This window comes from Mammaliicoccus sp. C-M13 (assembly GCF_022386845.1).
In the GTDB taxonomy this organism is placed as follows: Bacteria; Bacillota; Bacilli; order Staphylococcales; family Staphylococcaceae; genus Mammaliicoccus; species Mammaliicoccus lentus.
In genome coordinates this window covers 17,621-39,588 of sequence record NZ_JAJNHQ010000010.1, presented here as the reverse complement: position 1 = coordinate 39,588, position 21,968 = coordinate 17,621, and the positions used below count along the sequence as shown (strand labels likewise).

Here is a 21,968-nt window from a genome sequence, read left to right as displayed (position 1 = left end):
GTCCCAGACTCCGGCTAATTTATCCCGACTTTTTACTTTTTGTCTTGATTTTGTTTTGCTTTATCCGGATGTTCATCAACTTTATCTTCTTTTTCAAATTTTGCAATTAGCGCTGTTAAAAAGAAACCTAAACCGGCACCAATCATTAACGAACTTGGTGTACCATTAAAGAAAAAGCTCGCAACGATACATATAATACCTATAATAATATAGTGTTTAATAAATTTTTTACCCAAGAATATCCCTCATTCATTTATCTAATAAATTAAATTTAACACACAAATGAAGGATAAACCATTATATATTCTTATTTATAATGACGAAATGGTTAATAACTGTAAATACTAGAATACAAACAACCGTTATCCCAATTTGGTAACCTTCCATACCTAAGTAACCACTATTTAAAATATCTGGAAGAAAGTCTAGTGGATTATATTTCATCACTTTAACTATTTTTTCTCCTATTTGAGGAACGATTGAAAGTATATTGAATATAGTTGGTAAGAGTATAATACATACGATAGCTGTAGTATAAACCATCACGGCTTTTCCAGTTAATAAATTAATAATATTCAATAAAGTTACATAGAATAAAATGATAATGAGTAGTTCACCAAACATTTTAAAGAAATCTGTAAACTCTAAATCACCTGTTGTCATCATAAATGTAGATAGCAACGTAACTACAGTGCCTAATATAGTAAACAAAATAATGATTCCTATTACTGAAATTAATTTACCATATAAGTACATCGTTCTGTTTTTCTTAGAATTTAAAAATAACTGAATTGTTCCATATGACATGTCTCTAACAATTGTTCTTAATGTAAACATTAATAATACTAATCCACCAAAAGCAAAGAAACCAGTTAATACATCAGGAGAAGTAAATACATTATCCATATTTAAAGAAATAATGATAACAGCAATGCTAGGAATAATTGCTAGAAATAAGCCTAATAAGCCTAATGGACTTTTAAATATTCTCGTTATATCATATTTAACGTGTTGTAAGATGTTCATTATGCTTCAACTCCTTTATTAATATTAAAGTACTGATCTCTTAATGTAGTTTTATTATTTTCGATAAATTTAGGGTAAATATCTTTTTCGCTGAGTAATCTGAGTACATTTTGATAATCTTGCAATGCTTCAATCGCGATTAACCCTTCATGTTTATTGCTAGATATCACTTTGAAATTCATCGTTAAAACATCAAGCGCTTCGTTGTATTGATTACTTTCAACTAAGAATTTTGTAATTCTTTTTGATTCATCTTTCATATTATAATCTTCAACAATACGACCATTTTTCATAAATACAGTTCTGTCACATATGAGTTCAATATCTTCTAATTTATGACTTGAAATAAGAACTTTGATATTCAGTTCTTTACTTACACGTTCAATTGTTTTTAACACATCAATTGAACCGTCTGGATCCATGCCATTCGTTGGTTCATCTAATATTAAATAGTGTGGTTTATTCATTAAAGCTACTGCTATTGATAATTTTTGTTTCATACCCATTGAATATTTTTGAACTTTTTTGTTTATATAAGGTTTGATTCCAAATGACTCTATCAATTGATTAACATATGTGTCATCAACCTCTTTACCTAAAACTTCTCTAAAAAAGTTTAAATTATAATAACCAGTTTTATTCAAATACAGTTTAGGATTTTCAATTAAATAACCTACTCGTACGTCACTTTCTTGTTCAAATTTCCCACTATATTTAACGATGTTTTCGTTCATAATTTTCATCAATGTAGTCTTACCTACACCATTTTTACCAATTAAACCTACTATTTGACTATCTCCAAATTCAAAGTCGATATCGTTTAAAACTTGCTGATTGCCGTAATATTTATTTATGTTTGTTAATTTCAAAATGTGTCACCTCTTCTATATTGTTATCTCGCCTTTTCTTGCTTTAGAAATTGCTATTACGTAAGTAATGATAAATAATATGATTGATATAGAAACAAAAATTTCATCTCCATAATTTGTAAAAACATTTGTTTGAATAGATAATTTATTCAATAGTTTATCTGTGTACGGTACTATACTTGGTAATATAAAACCAATCAAAATAATCCATATTACTAATGGTATTCTTAAAAACCTTTTAAAATCACAAAGCGGTAATATTAAACTGATTGTAAATAAATTCGCCGCAACATTCGTTAGTATCCCTGACATATTTATAACAACATCCATATCACTTGCCGCATACATTAATGCCACTAAATTATATAAACTAATCGTAACCGAGTTGATCAGGATTAAAATAATAGCAGTTAAATAGTGCATATTAACCGTCGTTATTTGTGTTATAGGATAACTTAAAAAGTTCATTTCTGATTTATTCTTGTTAATTCTTAAATATATATAATAAGGAAACGCCAAAGTGACAACATGTAAAAGAAACATGAGCATCCCTAATAGAAATATTTTGATGTAATTATTAAATGGTAAAATCATTGTAACTGGTAATGCAAGAATCATTACCAATATATAAATTAAGTAAGGTTTTAATAATATTAAATTACGGTATAATATCGGCTTCATCTTACACCTCCGTAAATGGTAATTTTATCTTTCTTAGCACTATGAATAGCTCTACTAAATTGAATTATCCATATAATAATGGCAACTATTAACAACATTGAAGGTGTATAGTATAAAAATATTTTCCAACCTAGTATTTCTGAAAATGCATATGAACGATTTGAATATGTTCCGAAATACAACATTGCAAATATTGCGTACATAGATCCCAATATCCAAGCTCCTAGTTGATTAATATTAACATGTGCATACGTTGGATAAACTATACTTAATGTTAATAAATTTGTTGCTACAATAAATATAGCTGCTTGAAGAAATATCGTGTCATTCTTATATAAAGCTATTATGATAATCAATACAAATGAAATAATTGTCAGTAATAAGTTATATAAGTAATGTGCTTTTACGATATCTATTTTAGAAATAGGCAAACTATTATAAAAAATTTGGCTACTTTGCTTATTCAATAATATGGCATTATTAATACAATGAATTGAAACTGTAGCAATAAAATATATCGGAACAAAATTTATTATTTCAATGTTTTCAAATCCAAATGTGAATTGAGCAAAGAAAGTTAAAACAAAACAGATAAAATATGCTAACAAGTAACCTCTTTCATACATAAAGTTTCGGTAAAAAATTGCTTTCATTTAAACCACAACCTTATTTTTTTGGTCTTTTTCAATTCTTACCATCACTTCTTCTATTGTTGGTGTTTCAATCACTACCTCTTTTCCAAATAACTCAAGAAATACATGACTATTTTCTGTCATTCCTGAAAATCCAGTTTTTGTTTCTTTAATATTAATCAATAGTGATTTTAATTCATCATCCAGCATATTTGGGTCGCCTTTAACAATTTTATATTTCTCGGTTAAGTCATTCACACTTTCATTTAATAAAATTGATCCGTCTTTTAAATAAACAATATAATCAGCAATTTTTTCTAAATCTGAAATAATATGTGTAGAGAAAAATACTGTTTTTTCTTCATCAATTAATTCTTTTTGCAATATTTCAAGAACTTCATTTCTAACTACTGGATCTAAACCTGCAGTTGGCTCATCTAATATATATAGTTCAGCGTGATGACTCAAAGCGATTGCTAAAGATAATTTCATTTTCATACCTGTTGAGAAATGTTTTACTTTTTGTTTGTAAGTTAAACCAAATTGTTCAACATATTTCGAGAAAATATCATGATCCCAATTTTTATAATATTTACTTACTACTGATTCAATTGTTTTGATATTCCATTTTTCGTACATATATAATTCTGAATAAACAAAGCCAATTTTATTTTTAATTTCTACAGGATGCTCTCTCAAATATTCTCCTAATATTTTCAGATCTCCACTTTGTTCTTTTAAAAGACCCATTAAAATTCTTATAATCGTCGTTTTACCTGAACCGTTAGCGCCAATAAAACCTGTTACATAACCTTTTTTTACATCAAACTGTATATCGTTAAGGCTAAAATTTTTAAGATGATAGTTTAGATTATTTACTTCAATAGCTTTTGTCATATTACTCACCTTCCTCATAAATTAACGATATAATTTCATTTATTTCTTTCAGATCCATCCCTATTAATTTCGCTTGTTTTGTTAGTTCTTTAGCCAAGTCTTCAATCACAATAAATTGTTTTTCTTTCATTATCGAGGCATCTTGTTCTTTTACAAATGTGCCTTTACCTCGAATTGAAGTTACAAACTGTTCTTGTTCTAAATCGACGTAGGCGCGCTTAGTTGTAATTAAACTAACTCCTAAATCACTTGCTAGCTCTCGCATTGAAGGTAATGGTGTACCAGGTTCAACTTTACCTTGTAAAATATTCGCCTTTATTTGTTCTTTTATTTGTTCATAAATAGGTTGATTACTATTATTCTGCAGAAGTATCTTCATGTCCTACCTCCTCCAACTAACTGTGTATAAACAGTATATACACTATACATTGTTTAGTCAAATATTTTTCTATAATTTACATCAATTTCTTGTAATAACGATATTTACAAACAACAAAAAAAATAGAGTGTGTATATCAATTGATATACACACTCTATATACACTTATATTATTTCAATTCATGAATCGCTTTAGCTATTGATTCAAATACATATTCAATGTCATTCTTTTCAATACAGCTAAATGCTACACGTACATCTGTTTTATTCAATGCAATAACACCGATGCTATAATTTTTAATTAAATGCAATCTTAGTTTTTCAGCTTCTACATCTGCTAATTTGATTGCCATAAAGTAACCAGAATTAAATGCATAAGGCGTCCATAAATCTTTATATTCTTCACGATATGCTACATCTTTCGTTACTTCATATCTTTCTTTTAAAATATTGATATTGTGATCAACTTGTTCTTGGAATGAAGGGTCTTCCATAGCATGTACAATTGCTGTTTGACTCGGCAATGCACAGCTTGATAAATTACTTCTAATTAAACCTTTTAATTTAGAAACTAATACTTCTTTTACAGTTTCATTTTGGGAACCAAAAGTTAAGAATCCAACACGGAATCCCCATGAGAAGTATTCTTTCGTTGCACCATCAATTTTAACAGGCATAATATTGTCATGGTTTAATCGAGATAATGCAGTGAATACTGACTGTTTATAAATATCTTCAAAGAACAGTCCATAATAAGCATCATCAACTAAAGCAATTACTTGTGTTCCTTTGTCAGCTAATTGGTTAATTGCTGAAACCATTTCTTCCACTTCATTTACTGTTGGCGTGTAGCCAGTCGGGTTATTAGGGAAGTTTAAGACTAATACAACTTTATCTTTATTGTAATTTTCTAAAGCGCGTTTAAAATATTCTAAAGTATAACTACCATCTTCTTCAAAAGATTGATAAGTTTCAATTTGAGCATTATGTCTTACGCCAAATGTTAATTTATAATTACCCCAATTATGTTCAGGTAATAAAATAGTGTCATCATGATTAACAAATAAATCACCAGCAAGTGATAAACCGTGAGTTAACGCGTTTGTTACAACAGGTTTTGAAATAGCATTTTCACTTAAATCTGGATTATCTTTTAAAATTTTATTTTTCCATAATTCTCTAAGTTTTTCATAACCTTGAGGTGGAGCATATGGGAATATATCGCTAGGTTCTCTATCGCTAAATTGACTATATAATGCATCTGTATACATAATACCTTCGTCAGTAGTAGCCATGCCAATTGTTGCATTGTATTTAGTACCTTTAGCATCGGCAGATTGAGATAATATACCTTTAGGGAAGTACATTGATTTACCTAAATCAGAAAGCATATCCAATACGATTGGAGATTCATTTTTTAATTGTTCATTCAATTCTAAAGCTAGTGGGTTCATAGAAAGTCATCCTCTTTCGTTAATATGATACCTCTATAGTAGACGAGATTTATTAAAATGAAAAGGATGTATATGCAATTTAATGATTTTATTTTTGTTTAAATTATACTTTTGATAAGAAAATAAAAATTGTTATAATATAATCATTAAGAAAAGGAGTTTATAAAATGTCTACCATTACTAAAGTACTTGCTGGATTAGCTGTAGTCGCATTTATAATAGGCGTTGTTATGGAAATTAGCGGGGATTCAGGTATTAAATTTACCATTGCATCTATATTATTTCTAATTGCTGCATTTATTAATCGAAATAGCGATCGTAACAAACAGAGTCATAAAAAATAATTATGAAATAAAAGTACAAAACAGCACTTCGTTAAGGTTAGGAAACGAAGCGCTGTTTTTTGTGAAGAATATTATGGTGGATGGAATGTTGCACGTGATACTCGTCTTGCAACATTCTAGCCTTCTATGTTGCACGTGGTGCTCGTCTTGCAACATTATGACCTTCTATGTTGCACGTGGTGATCGTCTTGCAACATTATGACCTTCTATGTTGCACGTGGTGATCGTCTTGCAACATTCCGACCTTCTATGTTGCACGTGGTGCTCGTCTTGCAACATTATGACCTTCTATGTTGCACGTGGTGCTCGTCTTGCAACATTATGACCTGATTTTAATCACGTTTATAAATTAATATATGATTTTATTATGATTTTTATATCTTTTAGTATTATTTTTCCACTCTTCTTTTTTCTCGGCTAATGCTTTTTTTGAAGCTTTGGATTCATTATACTCAATTTCTTTTAATAATTTTTTATAATTATTAAGTCTATCTTCATCTAATTCGCCATTTTCAATTGCTTCTTGTACTCGACAACCTGGTTCTTCTTCATGAGAACAGTCATTAAATTTACAAGACTGAGCAAATTCAGAAATATCTTTAAAACTTGTATGAAGGTCATTTTTATCTCCATAAATAGCTAAACTTCTCATCCCTGGAGTATCAATTATTAAACCTTCGGGATTTACAAAATACAATCCTCGATGAGTAGTAGTATGTCTGCCCTTGCTATCTGACTCTCTAGTTGAATTTACTTTTAACGCATCTTTGCCCATTAAATAATTGGCAATGCTCGATTTTCCTACACCGGATGACCCCACTAATGTCGCCGTCATACCTTCATAAAATCTATCTTTTATTTTATTTAAATTCGTTTTCATTGTGACACTAGTTACTATTACTGGGACATCCTCTAATCTTTGTTTAACTAATTGGACTTTTTCTTGATAGTTATCTACGGTGTCCAACTTATTCAAAATGATAATTGGATTGGCTCTACTCTCAGTTATTTGCATAACATATCTTTCTAATCTATTTAAATTAAAGTCTCCATCTAACCCCATAACAACGAAAACTTCATCTAAATTAGTAGCAATATATTGTGATATAGTTTCGTGTACTTTAGATTGTCTTTTTAGTTCGCTAAATCTTGGTAGTATACCAATAATTAATTTAAAATTATCTAAATCATTAATAACTACCCAATCACCGATAACTGGTATCATATCGTTAATAACTAATTTCTGTGTAATTTCAGCTAAGTATTCACCATTTTTCATTATTACTTTAAAATGATTTTTCCCAACAAATGATACTCTTCCTAGTTGAAAGCTATCTTCATAATGTTCTTCAAAATAATTTAATTGGTCTTTCTTTAGTCCTAATTTGTTTAAATTCATTAAATTCCCCTTATTATTTATATATTAGGAATTATGACCACCCGTGCTTTTGTGACATAGAAGCATTTTATTTACATTTTTCATAAAACATCATCCTTTCAACTATGTTAATCGTATTGTAGTTCAAATAAATATTTTAAACAATAAGAAAATAATCTAGGATTGTAAAAATAACTCTAGATTATATTTAATCCTTTACTTCAATTCATCTGGTACTTTCCAATAGTCGTCTTTATTTTCTTTATTGAATACTTTTTTAAATCCTTTTGAGCTATATGCTTCTTTTATATCTTTTACCCATTGTTTATCTTTATTTTTTCCTTCTACTACAACTTGTAAGTATAAATCGTTAACTAAATCTTCTTTTAATAGTCCTTTTGAAGGGTCTACATCTGATGCATAAACAATTGATCCAGGTATAACTGCATAATCTACTTCTCCTAATATTCTAGGTATATTGGCTGAATCCATTTCTTTAATTTTTATATTTTTTGGATTGTCAGAAATATCTTTTTTAGAAATTGTAATATCATCTTTATCTGCATCTAATTTAATCCAACCTGCTTTTTCTAATAACCGGTATGCTCTGGCAGCATTTGAAGGATCTTGCGGAATAGCCACAGTGTCTCCATTTTCTATGCTTTTAATATCTTTGTTATCTTCTGAAAAAATTTGAGCTGGTACAGTTGGTATTTTGTTAATATTTGTTAATTTGGCATCTCTTTCTTTATTAAATGTATCCATATAAGCTTTATGTTGATCAACATTTACATCTACACTACCTTCTTGTAATGCAACATCTGCTTGTAATAATTCAGTAAAATCTTTTTGTTTCACGGTATATCCTTTATTTTCTAGTTCTGGTTTAATACCTTTTAAAAATAGCTCACTGTATGGACCTGGTGATGTTGCTATTGTAATTTCCTTTTTCTCTTTTTCCCCGCTTCCGCAAGCTACTAATATAACGGATACTATAAGAATCATTGATAAAAATATATTTCTTTTCATTATAAATCCTCCCTTTCATTCCCGATTAAACTCATATGTTTTATAGTAATAATATCACTTACATTTTTAAAGTCAATAACATGAGCATATGTTAAAATTTACGAAAGGAGGGCTTTATATGAGTCTATATCAAAAAGAATTTGATACAAAAGCGGGTAAAATGGTTGGTATTTGTGACGAGACGCACTTATTATTACTACATTTTAATGATAAGTATAGTTTGGAAAAGGAAACAGAAAAAATTAAGCAAACGCTAAATGAAGATATTTCAAGTGGAAATCATGAAATATTGGATAAGTTAGAACAAGAGCTTTCTTTATATTTTGATGGTAAATTAAGTGAGTTTTCAGTTCCGATAAACTTTAATATTGGTACACCTTTCCAACAAAAAGTATGGAACGCTCTATGCGATATTCCTTATGGAGAGACAATTTCTTATAAACAATTAGCTGAAAATATTAATCAGCCCACAGCCTTTAGAGCAGTAGCTAATGCAAATGGTAAAAATCAACTTAGTATTATTGTTCCGTGTCATAGAGTAATAGCAGCTGACGGGTCATTAGGAGGTTATTCAAGCGGAGTTGATAGAAAAGAAAAACTCTTAGCTATCGAAAGTGGTTTAAATGTTTAACTATAAACAATTTCTCGAACTTACGTTATATTGGCAAAGTGGGACTACGAAACCTTTTTATGAAAATAAGATTCCTGTCCCACTCCAATTAAATATGCTTTCTTTTAAATACTTTTAACCATATATTTATAATCATGTCCACTTAACACTCTGTCATGAAGTGGTTCAAATCCTAGATTTCTATATAATTTCATAGCACCTTCATTATCTACTTCGCAATTAAGTGTCACTGTTTCATAACCTTGATTTCTACCATAATCAAATATGTAATCAATCAATTTAGTTGCGATACCTCGACCTCTATAGTCTGAAAATACAGCTATAGATTCTATATATAAATCACCTTCGTTCGCTTCTTTTTCAGGTAATGGCGTTCCTTCCAACTTAAATTCTTCTTTGAAATCAATATTATGCCAGTTATCTTCGAGTTGCTTTTCTTCATCTCCAGAATAACAATTAATAAAGCCAGCAATATTTCCCTCTACTTCATATACATGCATGTTTTTATAATGGTTTCTATAATTGCCCTCTTCAATACTTTGTTGAATGATTTTTAATACTTTTTCCTTTGGATTATTCTCAACTAACGGAATTTGCATATCATGCCAAATAATATACATAAGTTCACTTAATTTAGCTGCATCTGTCTTTTTAGCTTGTCGTATCATAATATTTACCTCTCTTAACCAAATTAATTTCATTTTAACATAAAAAATTCCTCTCACCACAATGGCGAGAGGAATTGTAATGGTATTATTTTATTACATCATACCTGGCATTCCGCCCATGCCGCCCATATCTGGAGCAGCTGGTTCGTCTTCAGGTATATCTGCTACTACCGCTTCTGTTGTTAAGAACATAGCCGCAACAGATGCTGCATTTTGTAATGCTGAACGCGTAACTTTCGTAGGGTCTACAATACCTGCATCTAACATGTTAACCCATTCTTCAGTTGCTGCATTGTAACCAATACCTTCGTCTGCATTTTTAAGTTTTTCTACGATGATTGATCCTTCTAAACCAGCATTTTCTACAATTTGGCGTAATGGTGCTTCTAATGCTTTCAATACAATGTTCACACCAGTTTTTACATCACCTTTAGCTTCAACTTCAGATACTTTGTTATAAATTGAAACTAGTGCTGTACCACCACCTGCTACGATACCTTCTTCTACAGCAGCACGTGTTGAGTTTAATGCGTCTTCGATTCTTAACTTACGTTCTTTCAATTCTGTTTCTGTTGCTGCACCTACTTTGATTACAGCTACACCGCCAGCTAATTTAGCTAAGCGTTCTTGTAATTTAGTACGATCAAAGTCAGAAGTTGTTTCTTCAATTTGAGCTTTGATTTGACCAACGCGAGCATCGATATTAACAGAATCGCCTTGACCTTCAACGATTGTAGTATCATCTTTTGTTACTTGTACTTTACCTGCTTCACCAAGCATATCTAATGTTGTTTCTTTTAAATCTAAACCTAAATCATCAGTTATAACTTGACCACCAGTTAAAATAGCTAAATCATCTAACATTGCTTTACGACGATCACCGAATCCTGGTGCTTTAACTGCAACTGCAGTAAATGTTCCACGTAATCTGTTAAGTACTAAGTTTGTTAAAGCGTCTCCTTCTACATCGTCAGCTACAATTAATATTGGTCTGTTTGTTTGTAATATTTTTTCTAATACAGGTAAAATATCTTGGAATGATGAGATTTTTTTATCTGTAATTAAGATGTATGGATTTTCTAATTCTGCAGTCATTTTATCAGAATCAGTAACCATGTAAGGTGAAGTGTAACCTCTATCGAATTGCATGCCTTCAACTACTTCTAATTCTGTGTTGAATCCTTTTGATTCTTCAATTGTGATAACTCCATCGTTACCTACTTTTTCCATAGCTTCTGAAATAAATTTACCAATTTCCTCGTCAGCTGCAGAGATAGAACCTACTTGTGCAATTTCTTCTTTCTTCTCTACAGGTTGTGAAATCTCGTGTAATTCTTCTAAAGCAACTTTAACTGCCTTATCGATACCTTCACGAATACCTACTGGATTCGCACCACTAGTAACGTTTTTCAAGCCTTCTTGAATCATTGCTTGAGCTAATACAGTAGCAGTTGTTGTTCCGTCACCAGCAACTTCATTAGTTTGGTTAGCAACTTCAGCAACTAATTTCGCTCCCATATTCTCATAAGCATCTTCTAATTCAATTTCTTTAGCGATTGTTACACCATCATTTGTAATAAGTGGTGAAGTGAATTTTTTATCTAAAACAACATTACGTCCTTTAGGTCCTAATGTTACTTTAACTGCATTAGCTAATTTGTCCACGCCTGCTAACATTGAACGACGTGCATCTTCTGAAAATTTAAGTTCTTTAGCCATCTATAATACCTCCATTAATTATATATCAATGTTTCATTTCAATTTTTAATCAATTACTGTTCAACTATTGCTAAAATATCATCTTCTGAAAGGATAATATATGTTTCTTTATCACGTTTAACTTCTGTTCCTGCGTATTGTTGGTAAACAACTTGATCACCAACAGATACATCAACAGTCAGTCTTGTACCGTCTTCTAAACGTTTACCTGGTCCAACAGCTACAACTTTACCTTCGTTAGACTGTTCTTTAGCTGAATCTGTTAATACAATTCCACTCGCTGTAGTTTGTTCTTTTTCTGTTTTTTCGATAATAATTCTATCTCCCAATGGTTTTAACATTTATAAAATCCTCCTTGGCGCTTTTAATATTAGCACTCTTAATAGTTAAGTGCTAACTATATTTTTATAATAATCAAACTTGGTCAAAATTACAAGTAAAATAACTTAAACTTTTCTCTTTTTTACAAAAATACGATACAATATTAACATGTTTATTTTTGGAGGAAATTATAGAAATGCAATTTAAAAGATTAACAGTCAATGTAACTACACTTTTACTATTTGTAATTGTACAAACAATCGCAATCGTGCCAAATACTATATACGCAAATGCTAATCTATCCAATACAACACGATTGGAGATTTCATTAACATGGATGGCAATTACAGCTATCATTACTGTATTAATATTATGGTATATGAATTCAAATATTAAAAATCCAACTCGACTCGAACAACAAACTAAAGAACCTTGGTTATACGTTATCTTTTGGTGTATCGCCGGTATATTTCTTGCTATGTTCGGACAAGGGATAGCTGCTTATATAAATATTTACGTATTTAATCAACCTATTGAAAGTGGCAATACCCAGAACTTAATGAAAATAGCACAGGAATCTCATATTTTAATTTTATATATCGTTTTAGCTGGACCTATTTTAGAAGAATTAATTTTCCGTAAATTAATATTTGGTGAAATTTTTAATATGATTAAAAAACCTACTTGGCCAAGTTTTATCATTGCTGTTCTTGTTAGTTCGTTTGTGTTTTCATTAGCGCATTCTGATCCAGAGCACACTTTAATTTACGTTGTAATGGGCACAGTTTTCAGTGGTCTTTATGTATTAACAAAACGTATCATTGTTCCAATTATTGCACATATGGGAATGAATGGTGTCGTAGTAATTGGACAAATCTTTTTAAAAGATGATCTTCAAGACCAATTAGAAAAACAGTCTCAAATGGCACATTTAATTTACAACACTATTATTCATATGCTTTAAATCTAGAATATGTTTTAGTCATCCCTATTCCGTTGGTTAAATTCAAGGGTTTAGGGATTTTTTATTGATAATAATCAAGATTTTAATTATATTAAAAGTAATAAGTTATAATTTGTAAAATAAGTTATAATATAAGAAATGAGGGGGTATTTATATGGTCTTAACATTTAACGAATTTCAGTATGAACATATTAATATTGAAGAAAAGGAACAAAACATAAAGTCGTTATTAAAAGACTTTGAATCTGCAAATACTTTAGAGGAAGCAATAAGTTTTGTTGATGATATTAATAAAATCCGTAACCACACTGATACGCATTTTAACATTGCGCTTATCCGTTCTTCCATCGATACAAACGATGAATTTTACAATAAAGAACGTGACTTTTTCGATGAAAACATGCCAAGAATTCAAAACTTAGACAATCTATTTTATAAAGCACTTTTGAATTCTAAACATAAAGACGGATTAGTATCACATTTTGGTGAACAGTTATTTGAGTTGGCTAAAGTTGAACTCAATACTTATCATCCTTCTATTAATGATTTATTAGTAAAAGAAAATAAACTCATAAGTGAATATGATAAATTAATTGCGTCTGCTGACATATTATATAAAGGTGAACACCTGAACCTATCTCAATTTAACAAATATTTTATTAATCCTGACAGAGATATTAGAAAGGAAGCATACATAACAAAAGAACAATTCTTTGAAGAACACTTAGAAAAGATAGACCGCATTTACGATGACCTTGTTCATGTAAGACATGAAATTGCACTTAAACTCGGCTATAACAATTTTATTCAACTTGGTTATGATCGTATGCAAAGAATTGGTTATAATGCAGAAGATGTAGAAGTATTTAGAAATCAAATAAAGGACCATGTTGTACCAATTACCGAACAAATTAATAAACAACATGCCGAACGTATTAATGTCGATCAATTAAAAGTTTATGACCAAAACTTTACTTTTAAATCTGGTTCTCCTAAACCCCAGATTGGCACACAAGCAATCATTAAAAATGCTCAAATAATGTACCATGAACGTTCTAATGAAACAGGCAAGTTTATTGATTATATGATAGATAAATCATTATTTGATTTAGAAGCTAAAAAAGGAAAAGAGAGTGGTGGATATTGTACGATAATAAATGACTTTAATTCACCATTCATTTTTGCTAACTTCAACGGCACACAAGGTGATATAGAAGTTATGACACATGAAGCGGGACACGCTTTTCAAGTATTTGAAAGTTTAAAATACTCAGTCCCAGAATATTATTTTCCAACTTCAGAAGCATGTGAAATACATTCTATGAGTATGGAGTATTTAACATATCCTTGGATGTCATTATTCTTTGGTGAAGATACCGAAAAATTCAAGCTATCTCATTTAGAAGACAATATTAAATTTTTACCTTATGGCGTTGCGATTGATGAATTTCAACATAAAGTGTATGAGAATCCTAACCTTACACCAGAAGAAAGACGTAAAATTTGGTCAGATTTAGAACGAAAATATTTACCGAATAAAAATTATGACGGTGTTAATCATTTAATAAACGGTAGTTTTTGGCATAGACAAGGTCACGTGTTCGCTTTACCTTTCTATTATATCGATTATACTTTAGCAACTATTTGTGCCATGCAATTTTATATTAGACATGAAGAAAACCCTGATAAAGCTTGGAATGATTACTTAAAAATATGTCAAATCGGCGGTTCAAAATCATTTATAGATATAATGAATTCTGTACAATTAAACTCACCATTTAAAGAAGGTACAGTTAAAGAAATTGTAAGCCACTTATATGACGCTACGCTTAATATAGATCAATCAGAGTTTTAAAAATTATAGAATAAAAAAACAAGACTGAGATATAAATAAATGTCTCAGTCTTGTTTTTTATTTCATGTTCTTCTTAATCTTCTAATAATAAAGACGATGATTGCACCTAATACAATGACGATAGCAATTGAAATGCCTAGTATAGTTTGTTTCGTTATATCTTTTTTATCACTTGCATTTTCAAAATCATGTGTCGTTTTTTTAGTTGTCTGGTCATTATCTACAGTAGTTGTTTCTGTCGTTTTCTCATGATTTTTAAATTTCGGTTCTGCTAAATCTGGTCTTGTCCCAACTTTACTCGTAACTAAATCTAGTACATCTTTATCCATTTTATTATAATATTCTTCAGCATTACCTGGAATGAATTTTGGAGAATGTTCTGATGATTGTATACCATCTTGTTGATAGTTTCCTATTTCATCTGTGTTTGGATAAGAAGGCATAGTTGGTATAGAATTTTCTATATCGTTTCCCTTTGAATTGTCTGATTTAGATTGGTTAGATGATTCATTTGATTTTGGTAGTTCTGAAGATGAATCATTTTTATTTGATTGATTTGGTGGTGGAGTTTGATTGTTATTTCCTCCATTATTTTGAGGTTCTTCGGTACTTGGCTCTTCGGTACTTGTATCGCCTTTATTTGGTTCCTCGGTACTTGGCTCTTCCGTACTCGTATCGCCTTTATTTGGTTCCTCTGTACTTGGTTCTTCCGTACTTGTATCGCCTTTATTCGGTTCCTCTGTACTTGGCTCTTCTGTACTTGTATCACCTTTATCCGGTTCCTCTGTACTTGGTTCTTCCGTACTCGTATCGCCTTTATCCGGTTCTTCGGTACTTGGTTCTTCTGTTGAATTTTCAGTATTTTTCTCTTCTGATTTATCTTCTTCTGTCGATTTATCTTGTTCTGATGTTTTTTGCTTCTCTATCTTTTCATTACTTACATCGTTGTTTGTATTAGGAGAAGTATCTTTCGTATTATCTTCAATTGTTTCCTTGGCATCAACATTATTTACTGTATAACCTGAAAATGCTATTGAAGATAATATCACGGATGATAAAAATACATTTCTAAATATCTTCATAAAGATCTCCCCTCCTTGTTATTTTTTACAATTTCAGTATAAATGATAATTAAAACCTTTTCTATGCTTATATATAATATGTTACACAGAATTAATATTTTGTAATAACTTATTCATAAATCTCTAACTTATTACACATAATAAAACACCTGTTTTTTAAAAACAACAGGTGTAGAGTTTTAATACTATTTATTAAATTCAATATCATACTTTGTAAATTTCAAATAAACTTGTCCTGATTCTGTAGATGTTCTAAAGTTAACTGCATCATTATCAGGGAATATTCTTGATGTGAATACACATTCTCCATCATTCACAAAGATTTCTAAACTAGAAGTATCACTGTATATTCTAAGTTGGTTTAGCTCATTATCTAAAACAGTGGATCTTGTAGCCTTTTCTACCGCTTCACTCACTACTCCACTCTCAAAGCGATCTAAAGTAAGTTTTTTAGTTTTTGTGTTATATATTATTTGCGTTGAACACTTTTTAGAAACACGCACTTCAAAATAGATTTCAGTTGCATCATTATCAAGTATGTCTATAATGAGCTCATACTGTTTCCCTTCATACGGGTGTAATTTCACGGAATGCTTATTTGCATATCCTTCTGCAGTTTCTTCATTACTTCTTAATTTTTCTAATGCTTTAATTGGTCTTTGTTTAAGTTTGTTATTTTCTATCGTTAATTCTCTAGGAAGTGTTAAACAGTGTGCCCAACCTTCATCATCAGTCGCATAATCAATTTCAGGTAACCCCATCCAACCTATTAATATACGCTTTCCATCTTTATCTAAAAATGTTTGAGGTGCATAAAAATCAAAGCCTTGGTCCAATTCTTTAAACTGGCCATGTTCCATCGTCAGTTCTTCTAAGTTAACATTCCCAATTATGTATCCTGATTGGTAAATATTTTCGAATCGATCGTCCTCTGCTTCAATACCTTGAGGTGAGAAAACGAGTACATCTTGTCCATCTAATTCAAATAAATCTGGGCACTCCCACATAAATCCAAATTCATTTAATTCTGTTTTCAGTTCACCTTTAAAATTCCAATTTTTAATATCTTCTGATTCATAGACAATAACTGTACCTGTTTCATCTTCTCTTTGAACACCAAATATAGCATAATACTTGCCGTTTTGTTCCCATACTTTTGGATCTCTAAAATGTTCAGTATATCCTTCTGGGCTACTTTCTATAACAGGTTTTTCTAATTTTTTAAAAGAACCGTCTTCTTGTTCTACTGCTATCATTTGATTAGATGTACGTTCCCATTCAGAATCTCTTACATTACCTGTATACATTAAATATAATTTACCATTGTAATCAAAACCACTACCAGAATAAACGCCATGACTATCATACGATGTGTCTGGAGCTAAGGCTATTCCTTTGTCTTCAAAATGAATTAAATCATCACTTATGTAATGGTACCAATATTTAATACCGTGTACCGCACCCAATGGATACCATTGATGAAATATGTGATATTTACCATTATGATAAATTAAACCATTAGGGTCGTTTAATAACCCTGTTTTAGGCTGTATATGAAAAATTTGACGCCATTCAGACTGATTTACTTTTTCTTGTAGCTCTAAATATTCTTCTTCTGTTATATCTGATAATTTTGTATATCGTTCTTCACGTGTCCAATTAACCATTACCATTCTCCTTACTTTAATTTTGAACCGGTTCCATTTTATATTACTCAGTTATTTTATCATAACTTATTCTTTACTGCTCTTCAAAGTGAGTATCTATTACGTTAAGCTTTTTAACTTCTTCACCATTTAAAATATTTTGTAATACTTCAACTGATGTTTCACCCGCTTCTCTATAATTAAACGAAACTGTTTGTATAATAGGTGCGATAATTTTTGTGATTTTATTACCACCAAAGCCAATAATTTTAGGCATATCGTAATCAGCGTTTAACACTGAGTGATAAATCCCTAACGCGATGTTGTCCGTAGCTGCCACAATAACTTCATTATCTCGAACCTCAATATGTTTTCCGACTTCTTGTGCATCAGACATACTAAACGTACTTTCAATAAATCTAGGTACAATGCCGTTGTTTTTTAATGATACAAATAATCCTTCTTTCCTTGTCTTGCCTACTGCGACATCGTATTCAGAAACACCTATATAAGTGACATGCTTATAATTGTTTTTTATAACCCACTTCGCTACTTGTTCGCCGGCATGATAATCATCGTGTACGATTGAATATAATAGCTCATGAGATTGTCCTACTATAATGACTGGGCATTCTATTGAATTTATTGCATTGAGATGATCATCTGAAATATGTGTAGCTAATAATATAATTCCATCTACTTTTCTTTTGGCCAATGTATAAATAGACTCTATTTCTCTTTCTTTTGATAAATCAGTATTTACAATCATTGTTTGTACATCTTGTAATAATAATGTAGATTCTATGCCTTTTAATGTTTCAGTTGTCGCATAAGAATCTAATCTAGGCACGATTGCTCCTATTAAACCTGTTCTTTTAGCTTTCAAACTTTGCGCAAACTGATTAGGTTTATAACCTGTCTCTTCTACAACTCTATGTATTTTTTCTCTTGTTACTTTACTAATTGATCCGCCATTTAAGTATCTAGAGACAGTACTTTTAGATACACCTGCCATTTTAGCAATATCTTTTATAGTCTTCATGAATACACCTCTCAAAGAAACATTCTATCATAAAACCGTTTCCATTACTCTAAAAATAAATAACCAAAATATAAGATATACATAACTTTCATTTCATTATATAAAACCATTTTTTTAATAAATAAAAGGCTGAAACATCAAAAATGTCTCAGCCAAACACAATTTATAAAATTATTGTTTTTCTACTGTTATTGTCCAATAAGCATCGCCGACTTGTTCATAATTAGTTACGGGATAACCGTTGTCCGCTGCCCAATTTGGTAATGCTTCAGTTGCTTGTGTACAATCAAAGTCTATTTTTAATTGTTCACCTGCTTGTAATTCGTCCATTTTATTTTGCGCTTCAATTAATGGGAATGGGCAAACCATTCCTACTGTACCTAATTCATGTACCATTTATAAACACTCCTTAATTATATACTTTGAGTTGAAACTTGTGTTTTTGTTTGTTTTGCTTTTCTAGGCTTAACAAAGATAAAGTAACTCATAAACCATGCTCCAACAATCATTGAAGGTAATGCAACCCAACCTTGCCAGCTCATTGCTGCAGTTGATACCAAACCGTTACCTATAGAACAACCACCTGCTAATGATGCGCCTACACCCATGCAAGCTCCACCAATAACACTGTTGCGAATCGTTTTAGTATCCGGCATTCTCCATTTGAATTCTCTTGAGCCTTTAGCTGCAATGTAAGAACCAACAAAGATTCCTAATACTAGAAATACACCCCAATTAATTAATGAAATGTCGCCAGTAACTAAAAATTGAACGATATTTGCTGATGGTGTTGTAATGCCTAAACCACCAATTCTACCTGTTGATGCACTCATTGGCCATGCAATCAATGCAATTAATCCTACTACTACAGCAGCAGCAAATGGATGATATCTCTTTTCAAATAATATATGTCTAATACCCGTATGCTTTTGTTTCAATTGAGGTATAGCTATTTTTGGTTTTTTTAATGTCTTTGTAACAAAGTAAGCTGTAATACCAACTAATAATACTATTAAAATCCATACTGGAATATTTAATGTTTCTGCCATATTTGAATTAACAACTGTATATGAATTTATATTTTCTTGTAATGGATTTAAAGGACCCGATTTCATAATTGCAGCAGTTACACCATATAGAACTAAAGCAATCCAACTACCAATAAGCCCTTCAGCAGCTCTATACCAAGTACCAGTTGCACATCCTCCAGCAAGTATAATACCTATACCAAATACAAATGATCCTATTATTGTACCAACTAGAGGAAATGTTGCAGCTTCTAGTTTAAATACGCCTAAACCTACTAAAGTAAATAACCCGATACTTTGAACTGAAATAGCAATTAACAAAGCATAAAACATTTTATTATTTTTCTGTACGTACATATCTCTAAATCCGCCAGTTAAACAAAATCTTGTTCTTTGCATAACGAAGCCAAGTAATATACCAACAATTAAACCACTAATTATCATCCAGATCATTTCATTTAACAACTCCTATTCTGATTATAACGATAGGAATAATATTATATCATATTTCTGGATTTTTCAAGTTACTATTTGATTACAAAATTTATACAGCACAAAATAAAACCAAGTCTAGGACATAATTGTGTCTCAGACTTGGTTTTATAGTTCTTATATCTTCCATTTTTCTTAAGTTTATTGCTATTATAGCGACTCTTAAATCATATATTACTTTAGATTTTCCTCGTGAAGATATTCGAAAGTGTATTACTTTTAGGTTTGAACCAGAAAAAAAGTTAATTCGTAAGTTTACTTGTTACTTAATCCAATAAAACATGATTACTTGGATTATTGTTGTAGTAAATCTAATAAAAGTGTGGTTAGTTGGATTATTGTTAAAGTAAATCCAATAAAAGTGTGGTTAATTGGATTATTGTTGTAGAAAATCCAATAAGAGTATGGTTAATTGGATTATTGTTGGAGTAAATCCAATAAGAGTATGGTTAATTGGATTATTGTCATCGTTAATCCAATAAGAGTATTGTTAATTGGATTATTGTCATCGTTAATCCAATAAGAGTATTGTTAATTGGATTATTGTTGGAGTAAATCCAATAAGAATGTAGTTACTTGGATTAATGAGGTAGAAAATCCAATAAAGGTATGTGTACTTGGATTATTGAGATACTAAATCTAATAAGGAGCCACTACTTGGATTTATATAATACTTAATCAAACAACAATATCAACTCTTGCTTTTTGATTAATTCTATCCAAAAAAGAGCTAAGGATTTACATCCCTAGCTCTTTTCTGTTTCATCTTCATCCATACCTAATTCTTCTTCCATAAGTTTTTGTTCTGCTTTTAAATATTTCTTATATCCAACCTTAGATATCAAAATACTTATTTCATACAGTACAATCATAGGAAGCGTGAATAGTATATGTGTCATAAAGTCTGGCGGTGCTATTAAAGCAGCTAAGACTAATAATATGAAGTATGCATATTTTCTGTTTTTCTTTAAAAACATTGGTGTCACAATACCTAATCGCGTTAAAAACAATAGCAGTATAGGCAGTTGAAATACAAATCCGAAAGGTATAGTAAATTTAAACAACTCACTAAAATATTCTTTAATGCCTATCGTTTGTTTAATGCCCATATCGTCTGCCAATCCCATTGTAAACGAAATTAAGTAAGGGAAAATAACAAAATAAGAAAACAATAATCCAATGATAAATAATCCTAAGCTAAAAGGAATATAACTTAAAGTGACTTTTTGTTCTTTTGGATGTAATCCTGGTGATATGAAAGCCCATAACTGGTATAAGATAACTGGTGAGACAATTATAAAAGCTATTACGACAATCATTGCTATGTATATTGTAAGAGGGTCCGTTATTCTGAAAGCATTTAGTTCTAATGATTGAGTAAAATCATCATTCGTAATGTAATGAATGACTGGTTTTGCAAAGAAAAAACCTATTACTAATCCCCCGATTAGAAAGTAAGCAACTACCATTATACGTTTACGCAATTCTTCTAAATGTTCGACAAATGTTAAGTTGTCTTTATTCACCGCTTTACCTCCAATCTAAAAAAAGATGTGGCAGGATTCCCGCCACATTTATATGAACATTATGTCCGTGCTTTATTTAACTTCTTTGTCCTGACTTTGTTCGTCGTTATTTTTCTTATCGTCGAAGTTTGTCATGCCATCTGTAGCGTCTTTAAATTCTTTCAAAGTTGAACCCATTGCTCTTCCGAATTGTGGTAACTTCTTCGGTCCGAAAATAATCAGTGCAACTACCCCTATAAATAATAAACTAACTGGTCCTGAAATGCCGACAGTATTGATAAACGCTAATGCTTCCATCTTGATACC

The 21,968-nt window shown here is 30.6% G+C and carries 24 protein-coding genes; 4 read left to right on the top strand and 20 right to left on the bottom strand.

The window, feature by feature from the left end; all coding sequences use genetic code 11:
* Positions 1-32: 32 nt before the first annotated feature.
* From LQ615_RS09075 to LQ615_RS09040, 8 genes are all read right to left on the bottom strand, one after another.
* Positions 33-236 (bottom strand): hypothetical protein, encoded by a 204-nt coding sequence (locus tag LQ615_RS09075; RefSeq protein ID WP_016999108.1) that lies wholly within the window; start codon positions 234-236, stop codon positions 33-35.
* A gap of 61 nt (positions 237-297) precedes the next feature.
* Positions 298-1,026, bottom strand: a complete 729-nt coding sequence (locus LQ615_RS09070; RefSeq protein ID WP_064204934.1) for an ABC transporter permease — start codon at positions 1,024-1,026, stop codon at positions 298-300.
* Entirely contained in the window at positions 1,026-1,895 is an 870-nt protein-coding gene (gene pmtC, locus LQ615_RS09065; protein WP_239704078.1) for a phenol-soluble modulin export ABC transporter ATP-binding protein PmtC, read from the bottom strand. Before pmtC ends, LQ615_RS09070 begins: the two co-directional genes overlap by 1 nt.
* 15 nt (positions 1,896-1,910) lie before the next feature.
* Positions 1,911-2,576: a phenol-soluble modulin export ABC transporter permease subunit PmtB gene (gene pmtB / locus LQ615_RS09060; RefSeq protein WP_239704079.1), complete on the bottom strand. Its 666-nt coding sequence runs from the start codon at positions 2,574-2,576 to the stop codon at positions 1,911-1,913.
* Positions 2,573-3,229 carry an ABC-2 transporter permease gene (locus LQ615_RS09055; RefSeq protein ID WP_239704080.1) on the bottom strand — a complete coding sequence of 219 codons (657 nt, stop codon included), beginning with the start codon at positions 3,227-3,229 and terminating at the stop codon, positions 2,573-2,575. The genes pmtB and LQ615_RS09055 overlap by 4 nt, the downstream gene beginning before the upstream one ends.
* Positions 3,230-4,105, bottom strand: coding sequence for a phenol-soluble modulin export ABC transporter ATP-binding protein PmtA (gene pmtA / locus LQ615_RS09050; RefSeq protein WP_064204930.1), 876 nt, complete (start codon positions 4,103-4,105; stop codon positions 3,230-3,232).
* Between the two features lies 1 nt (position 4,106).
* A complete protein-coding gene (gene pmtR / locus LQ615_RS09045; protein ID WP_016999120.1) occupies positions 4,107-4,484 on the bottom strand; it encodes a PSM export ABC transporter transcriptional regulator PmtR in 378 nt (125 codons plus the stop codon).
* Positions 4,485-4,653: 169 nt separating this feature from the next.
* Positions 4,654-5,937: an aminotransferase class I/II-fold pyridoxal phosphate-dependent enzyme gene (locus LQ615_RS09040; protein WP_239704081.1), complete on the bottom strand. Its 1,284-nt coding sequence runs from the start codon at positions 5,935-5,937 to the stop codon at positions 4,654-4,656.
* Positions 5,938-6,104: 167 nt separating this feature from the next.
* Here LQ615_RS09040 and LQ615_RS09035 point away from each other — a divergent pair, with 167 nt between their 5' ends.
* Positions 6,105-6,281, top strand: a complete 177-nt coding sequence (locus LQ615_RS09035) for a hypothetical protein (protein ID WP_167543685.1) — start codon at positions 6,105-6,107, stop codon at positions 6,279-6,281.
* Between the two features lie 349 nt (positions 6,282-6,630).
* On the opposite strand, the gene rsgA is transcribed toward LQ615_RS09035, so the two are convergent.
* Positions 6,631-7,680, bottom strand: a complete 1,050-nt coding sequence (gene rsgA, locus LQ615_RS09030; RefSeq protein WP_239704138.1) for a ribosome small subunit-dependent GTPase A — start codon at positions 7,678-7,680, stop codon at positions 6,631-6,633.
* 195 nt (positions 7,681-7,875) lie between these two features.
* Entirely contained in the window at positions 7,876-8,688 is an 813-nt protein-coding gene (locus tag LQ615_RS09025; protein ID WP_239704139.1) for a MetQ/NlpA family ABC transporter substrate-binding protein, read from the bottom strand.
* 118 nt (positions 8,689-8,806) lie between these two features.
* Here LQ615_RS09025 and LQ615_RS09020 point away from each other — a divergent pair, with 118 nt between their 5' ends.
* A complete protein-coding gene (locus tag LQ615_RS09020; RefSeq protein WP_194200051.1) occupies positions 8,807-9,319 on the top strand; it encodes a methylated-DNA--[protein]-cysteine S-methyltransferase in 513 nt (170 codons plus the stop codon).
* 104 nt (positions 9,320-9,423) lie between these two features.
* On the opposite strand, the gene LQ615_RS09015 is transcribed toward LQ615_RS09020, so the two are convergent.
* The 3 genes from LQ615_RS09015 to groES all read right to left on the bottom strand — a co-directional run bounded on the left by LQ615_RS09015 (position 9,424) and on the right by groES (position 12,047).
* Entirely contained in the window at positions 9,424-9,987 is a 564-nt protein-coding gene (locus LQ615_RS09015) for a GNAT family N-acetyltransferase (RefSeq protein WP_026023628.1), read from the bottom strand.
* Positions 9,988-10,080: 93 nt separating this feature from the next.
* Positions 10,081-11,706 carry a chaperonin GroEL gene (gene groL, locus LQ615_RS09010; protein ID WP_064204924.1) on the bottom strand — a complete coding sequence of 542 codons (1,626 nt, stop codon included), beginning with the start codon at positions 11,704-11,706 and terminating at the stop codon, positions 10,081-10,083.
* Positions 11,707-11,759: 53 nt separating this feature from the next.
* Positions 11,760-12,047: a co-chaperone GroES gene (groES, locus tag LQ615_RS09005; protein WP_016999250.1), complete on the bottom strand. Its 288-nt coding sequence runs from the start codon at positions 12,045-12,047 to the stop codon at positions 11,760-11,762.
* Positions 12,048-12,223: 176 nt separating this feature from the next.
* On the opposite strand from groES, the gene mroQ reads away from it, so the two are divergent.
* Together mroQ and LQ615_RS08995 are read left to right on the top strand one after the other, a co-directional pair.
* Positions 12,224-12,991, top strand: coding sequence for an intramembrane glutamic endopeptidase MroQ (gene mroQ, locus LQ615_RS09000; RefSeq protein ID WP_239713558.1), 768 nt, complete (start codon positions 12,224-12,226; stop codon positions 12,989-12,991).
* A 154-nt stretch (positions 12,992-13,145) separates the two neighbouring features.
* On the top strand, positions 13,146-14,846 hold the full coding sequence (locus LQ615_RS08995; protein ID WP_239704140.1) for a M3 family oligoendopeptidase: 1,701 nt from the start codon (positions 13,146-13,148) through the stop codon (positions 14,844-14,846).
* 62 nt (positions 14,847-14,908) lie between these two features.
* Here the strand turns inward: LQ615_RS08995 and LQ615_RS13500 are convergent, their stop codons facing one another.
* The 7 genes from LQ615_RS13500 to LQ615_RS08960 form a co-directional block, all read right to left on the bottom strand.
* Positions 14,909-15,928, bottom strand: a complete 1,020-nt coding sequence (locus LQ615_RS13500) for an SdrH family protein (protein ID WP_275582770.1) — start codon at positions 15,926-15,928, stop codon at positions 14,909-14,911.
* 185 nt (positions 15,929-16,113) lie between these two features.
* Complete coding sequence (locus LQ615_RS08985) at positions 16,114-17,595, bottom strand: sucrose-6-phosphate hydrolase (RefSeq protein WP_218688131.1); 1,482 nt, start codon at positions 17,593-17,595, stop codon at positions 16,114-16,116.
* A gap of 73 nt (positions 17,596-17,668) precedes the next feature.
* The gene (locus LQ615_RS08980; RefSeq protein ID WP_239704141.1) at positions 17,669-18,616 is read right to left on the bottom strand and encodes a LacI family DNA-binding transcriptional regulator; all 948 of its coding nucleotides are present in this window, start codon (positions 18,614-18,616) and stop codon (positions 17,669-17,671) included.
* A 171-nt stretch (positions 18,617-18,787) separates the two neighbouring features.
* Entirely contained in the window at positions 18,788-19,012 is a 225-nt protein-coding gene (locus LQ615_RS08975; protein ID WP_239704142.1) for a sulfurtransferase TusA family protein, read from the bottom strand.
* Between the two features lie 17 nt (positions 19,013-19,029).
* On the bottom strand, positions 19,030-20,097 hold the full coding sequence (locus tag LQ615_RS08970; RefSeq protein ID WP_239704143.1) for a YeeE/YedE family protein: 1,068 nt from the start codon (positions 20,095-20,097) through the stop codon (positions 19,030-19,032).
* Between the two features lie 785 nt (positions 20,098-20,882).
* A complete protein-coding gene (gene tatC, locus LQ615_RS08965; protein WP_194200057.1) occupies positions 20,883-21,662 on the bottom strand; it encodes a twin-arginine translocase subunit TatC in 780 nt (259 codons plus the stop codon).
* A gap of 72 nt (positions 21,663-21,734) precedes the next feature.
* Positions 21,735-21,959: a twin-arginine translocase TatA/TatE family subunit gene (locus LQ615_RS08960; protein ID WP_017001151.1), complete on the bottom strand. Its 225-nt coding sequence runs from the start codon at positions 21,957-21,959 to the stop codon at positions 21,735-21,737.
* Positions 21,960-21,968: the final 9 nt, after the last annotated feature.

Bases quoted from the DNA above. Each gene is read 5' to 3' on its own strand.
- groL (WP_064204924.1), bottom strand. From the start codon at position 11,706: ATGGCTAAAGAACTTAAATTTTCAGAAGATGCACGTCGTTCAATGTTA.
- rsgA (WP_239704138.1), bottom strand. From the start codon at position 7,680: ATGAATTTAAACAAATTAGGACTAAAGAAAGACCAATTAAATTATTTT.
- mroQ (WP_239713558.1), top strand. From the start codon at position 12,224: ATGCAATTTAAAAGATTAACAGTCAATGTAACTACACTTTTACTATTT.
- LQ615_RS08970 (WP_239704143.1), bottom strand. From the start codon at position 20,097: ATGATCTGGATGATAATTAGTGGTTTAATTGTTGGTATATTACTTGGC.
- LQ615_RS08980 (WP_239704141.1), bottom strand. From the start codon at position 18,616: ATGAAGACTATAAAAGATATTGCTAAAATGGCAGGTGTATCTAAAAGT.
- LQ615_RS08975 (WP_239704142.1), bottom strand. From the start codon at position 19,012: ATGGTACATGAATTAGGTACAGTAGGAATGGTTTGCCCATTCCCATTA.
- LQ615_RS13500 (WP_275582770.1), bottom strand. From the start codon at position 15,928: ATGAAGATATTTAGAAATGTATTTTTATCATCCGTGATATTATCTTCA.
- LQ615_RS08985 (WP_218688131.1), bottom strand. From the start codon at position 17,595: ATGGTTAATTGGACACGTGAAGAACGATATACAAAATTATCAGATATA.
- LQ615_RS09070 (WP_064204934.1), bottom strand. From the start codon at position 1,026: ATGAACATCTTACAACACGTTAAATATGATATAACGAGAATATTTAAA.
- LQ615_RS09040 (WP_239704081.1), bottom strand. From the start codon at position 5,937: ATGAACCCACTAGCTTTAGAATTGAATGAACAATTAAAAAATGAATCT.
- LQ615_RS09025 (WP_239704139.1), bottom strand. From the start codon at position 8,688: ATGAAAAGAAATATATTTTTATCAATGATTCTTATAGTATCCGTTATA.
- LQ615_RS09015 (WP_026023628.1), bottom strand. From the start codon at position 9,987: ATGATACGACAAGCTAAAAAGACAGATGCAGCTAAATTAAGTGAACTT.
- LQ615_RS08995 (WP_239704140.1), top strand. From the start codon at position 13,146: ATGGTCTTAACATTTAACGAATTTCAGTATGAACATATTAATATTGAA.
- groES (WP_016999250.1), bottom strand. From the start codon at position 12,047: ATGTTAAAACCATTGGGAGATAGAATTATTATCGAAAAAACAGAAAAA.
- LQ615_RS08960 (WP_017001151.1), bottom strand. From the start codon at position 21,959: ATGGAAGCATTAGCGTTTATCAATACTGTCGGCATTTCAGGACCAGTT.
- LQ615_RS09020 (WP_194200051.1), top strand. From the start codon at position 8,807: ATGAGTCTATATCAAAAAGAATTTGATACAAAAGCGGGTAAAATGGTT.
- LQ615_RS09035 (WP_167543685.1), top strand. From the start codon at position 6,105: ATGTCTACCATTACTAAAGTACTTGCTGGATTAGCTGTAGTCGCATTT.
- LQ615_RS09055 (WP_239704080.1), bottom strand. From the start codon at position 3,229: ATGAAAGCAATTTTTTACCGAAACTTTATGTATGAAAGAGGTTACTTG.
- pmtR (WP_016999120.1), bottom strand. From the start codon at position 4,484: ATGAAGATACTTCTGCAGAATAATAGTAATCAACCTATTTATGAACAA.
- pmtA (WP_064204930.1), bottom strand. From the start codon at position 4,105: ATGACAAAAGCTATTGAAGTAAATAATCTAAACTATCATCTTAAAAAT.
- pmtB (WP_239704079.1), bottom strand. From the start codon at position 2,576: ATGAAGCCGATATTATACCGTAATTTAATATTATTAAAACCTTACTTA.